The sequence below is a fragment of the Methylobacter sp. genome, assembly GCF_036845245.1.
Lineage (GTDB): Bacteria > Pseudomonadota > Gammaproteobacteria > Methylococcales > Methylomonadaceae > Methylobacter_A.
This window is the reverse complement of the sequence record NZ_DAIUEH010000116.1, coordinates 1-2,799: the sequence shown is the minus strand read 5'-3', so window position 1 is coordinate 2,799 and position 2,799 is coordinate 1. Positions and strand designations below refer to the sequence as shown.

Below are 2,799 nucleotides of genomic sequence, written 5' to 3'. Positions count from 1 at the left end.
CTCATCTTTAATACAGCATAAAAGGCTTGCGCCTTTCTTCATGACACACTAGCCCATATGGAGCTTCCAGAATACCGGATGATCAGAGCTATGAAACCCTGGATTCCGCAGGCCCTATCCCTATCCAGGCTACTGGCTATATGTACACGGAATAACTGCGTTCGATCTTAGTGTAGCCGTTTTACGACGGTGTAAGTCTATGTCAGGAAAGGGAGTTTGGTATAACCGGCAGGTATGGATCCTTCCCGATTAACAGTTATTCTGATTGCTCCAGGGTATTTAAGTCGATGACAACAAGATTTAAATGTTTGCCATACTCATCTTTTTCGTTAGAATGCAGCGCCCTTTCAGATATATTTTATATTAGAAGAGGCTATCGTTTGATAGCGTTCCCTTCAAGGCGCATCATTCGGCAGGATAGGATGAATGCCCATTTAAATATTTTTTCTTCCCGAACTTTAAGTACTGAACAGGCTTCCAGATGAGAATAGGCTTGATAGATGGTTTGGTACTGTCTTAATGCCGCCGCTTAATCTCCGCCGCCTGTATAACAATAATAAAGAGGAATACCACCTTATGCCTAACATCAAAACTATCGCTCTATCGGCGATGCTTGTCCTGCTGATAGGATCGGCCATGGCCGACCCATCGCCAACCGCTACTGCAACACCTCAAGCCGCCGGTCAAGCTTGTCCGACCGGTGAGTACGATGCGAATTATCCCGGCGTACCGGCGCAATGCGTTAAATGCGCTGCTCCCGGTTGTCCTTCCTGCCACAGCGAACGCACCCAAGAGACCGTTGCTGCTACTGATGCTGCTGAGCGTAATTGCCCACCCGTCAAGCCTCACTGAATCAGGAGATAATTATGTTCTATTTCAACACGCGTACTACCTTGCTGGCGCTAATCGCCGGCTTAAGCTCAATGCCGGCACTGGCCGAAACCTACGACGTGCCGCCCGATCCGGCCTGCGTCTACCGGGAAACCGACCTTAAAACCTTCGGCGGCCAAGCCTATGCAGCCCCCAAAGAAATTAGGTCTGTTAACGGCCAACTCACCGCCGAGTTGAATGTCGTTTTTACCAATTCCGAAGAAGCCAAAAAAATTAAAAAAAACGAAGAAGTTAAAATCGCCGGTTGCAAAGTCAGCCTGCGTTCTTATAACGGCGATCTGGTTGGACCGACCCTGCGCGTCAAGCCCGGTGATACCTTGAACATCACACTCAACAACCAGTTGGGCCAAACCGGCAAAGCCAAACCGGAAGAGCTTTGCAATAATCCCCATGACGCTTTCGGCGGCTCGCCGCTACCCGATAATTTCAATTGCACTAATCTGCACACCCACGGCATGCATGTTTCGCCGAGCGGCAACGCCGATAATATTCTGGTCAAGGTGCCGCCGGTTAAATACACGCCGGACAAAAAAAGCGACAGCGGTCTAAGCGCCAACCCCAGGAAAATCGAAATCAAAATCCCGAAAAACCATAGCCCCGGCACCTACTGGTATCATCCTCATGTGCATGGATCGACCGGCGTCCAGGTCGGCAGCGGTATGGAAGGCGCTATCATCGTTGAGGACGATCCCGCCAAAACGCCGGAGTCGATCATGAAAGCCAACGCCAATGAAAAGATCTTCATGCTGCAAACCATCCCCTACGACGATACCGGCAAGGTCAACGATTTCCTGGCCTTGGGCGACGACCGGGCTTTTGTGCGCAACCGCTACCTGTTGGTCAACGGCCAAATCGCGCCGACCATCAAAATGCGTCCCGGCGAAGTGCAACGCTGGCGTTTTATCGACAGCTCATTTAACCGCACCGCCCAACTTACGCTGGAAAAGCACGATTTGCACGAAATCGCCGTGGACGGTAATTATTTAAGCCAAGTGGATACCTGGGTGAATAATTGGGAACAAAAAGACTACTGTTGCACCGGCAATTGGGACCAGGAGAAAACCTTCAAGCTGAAACGGCAAGCCGTAGAATTAATACCCGGCAGCCGTAGCGACGTGCTGGTGCAGGCGAGCAAAACGCCCGGCCGTTACAAACTGGCTGCCGATACCTACATCAGCGGCCGCTTGGACCCGTCCACAGCGAGTTTTACCGACTATGTGGTCGCCTGGGTCGAAGTGGAAGGCGAACCGGTTGCAGACACCGGCTTGCCGACTAACGAAGAAATGGCGAAACTGTATCCTTATAACGACATTAAAAACAGCAATGTCAAATACAACCAAATCGCCACCTTTAACCGCGACCAGCCGATAGGCGGCAACGATGGCGGCATCGCCTGCAACCCGGAAAGGGACAAAACCCCTTGCTATCCGATAGGCTTCCAGGTCAACGGCCATGTTTTCGATGCCAACCAGCCGCGCGTACTGGAGCTGCGCCCCGATGCCGCTGAATTGGCTAAAGTCCCGGAAGACAGCAACGGCCCGCAAACCGGTACCGACAGTTGGATCATAAGTTCCGCCGATCCGACCCGGAACCATGTCTTCCATATCCACACCAACGACTTCCAAACCACCCGCACCGACCCGCTCGGCAAAACCGAAACCCTGTGGCGCGACAGCCTGCTTGTCAAATACGGCCAGCCGCAAACCATCCTCACCCGTTATGAAGATTTCGACGGAACGACGGTGTTGCATTGTCATTTATTGTCTCATGAGGATATGGGGATGATGCAGGTGATTCAGTTTAAAAGGCGGGATATGGGGATGGCTGGGTATTAAGTACTGAGAGCGGTTACACTGCTGTTTTTAGGCGGGGTAATCATAACTATAATGAGTGATAACTAGGAATTAT

2 protein-coding genes are annotated in these 2,799 nt (G+C 51.3%); both read left to right on the top strand.

Annotated features, from left to right (window positions below; translation table 11 throughout):
- The first annotated feature begins 576 nt into the window (after positions 1–576).
- Complete coding sequence (locus V7051_RS24485; protein WP_333879373.1) at positions 577–852, top strand: hypothetical protein; 276 nt, start codon at positions 577–579, stop codon at positions 850–852.
- A gap of 14 nt (positions 853–866) precedes the next feature.
- Positions 867–2,726 (top strand): multicopper oxidase family protein, encoded by a 1,860-nt coding sequence (locus tag V7051_RS24480; RefSeq protein ID WP_333879372.1) that lies wholly within the window; start codon positions 867–869, stop codon positions 2,724–2,726.
- Positions 2,727–2,799: the final 73 nt, after the last annotated feature.

Excerpts from the sequence above, each read along its gene's own strand:
- V7051_RS24485 (WP_333879373.1), top strand. The coding sequence starts at position 577 with ATGCCTAACATCAAAACTATCGCTCTATCGGCGATGCTTGTCCTGCTG.
- V7051_RS24480 (WP_333879372.1), top strand. The coding sequence starts at position 867 with ATGTTCTATTTCAACACGCGTACTACCTTGCTGGCGCTAATCGCCGGC.